We start from the raw sequence: 692 nt of genomic DNA, 5'->3' as shown, positions 1-692 counted from the left end.
GGACAATCCGGTAGCTCGCCTTGTGGAACAGGTCTTTGATTTTGCGATGACGAATGTGATGCAATCGCTCTAATCGCTTGGAGGTATGCTGTCCTTCTTTCGCGTTCCTTCCCCTGACGAAGTACGCCCAAATAATAAGCTTTCCTCTTGTTGTAATACTGATTGATCGACTTAATATGCTTGCCCTTCACCAATACCGGACGCGACCCCGTTGTGGTGACGAAAGTTGCAAGATTATCAACGCCAAGATCAATCGCCATGAATTTTCCTTTTTCTGTATTCCTGGTTTCAAGCGGACAGGCAAAGATCAATTCAACGACGTATTGCCCTAAATCTCGGAACAACTCGTACCTGTCTTAACTTCCCTTTGGTGTGTCCCAGCTTGCCAATGTTTAGCCGCTGCTTGGTTTTCGGGAATTTGAGGAACTTTTCCTCTTTCATGGTGCAATCCTGATTCGTGAACAGGATTTCCTTTTCTTTCGCACGACTGTATGCCGGAATGCGAGGGGGTCCGGTATATTTGTCTGGATGTTGCCGAAAGTCTTTGATGCTCGCAAAGAAGGATTGCCAATTTTGAAATACACTTTTGATGACCCACTGGCTGCTTTGTGTCGGAAGGGAGCGATACTCCTTTTGTTCCATGATTTTGAATAGGCTATCCAGAAAATGATAGTCGATTAAAGGATTTTCCT

The 692-nt window shown here is 45.1% G+C and carries 1 pseudogene; it reads right to left on the bottom strand.

From position 1 onward, the window contains the following. Positions 1-692, bottom strand: a pseudogene (locus ACI7RC_RS27765) (transposase); the annotation flags it as partial.

It is taken from the genome of Brevibacillus sp. B_LB10_24 (assembly GCF_046036945.1).
Lineage (GTDB): Bacteria > Bacillota > Bacilli > Brevibacillales > Brevibacillaceae > Brevibacillus_C.
Note: the sequence above shows the minus strand (reverse complement) of the source record. Positions and strands in the feature narration are given on the sequence as shown.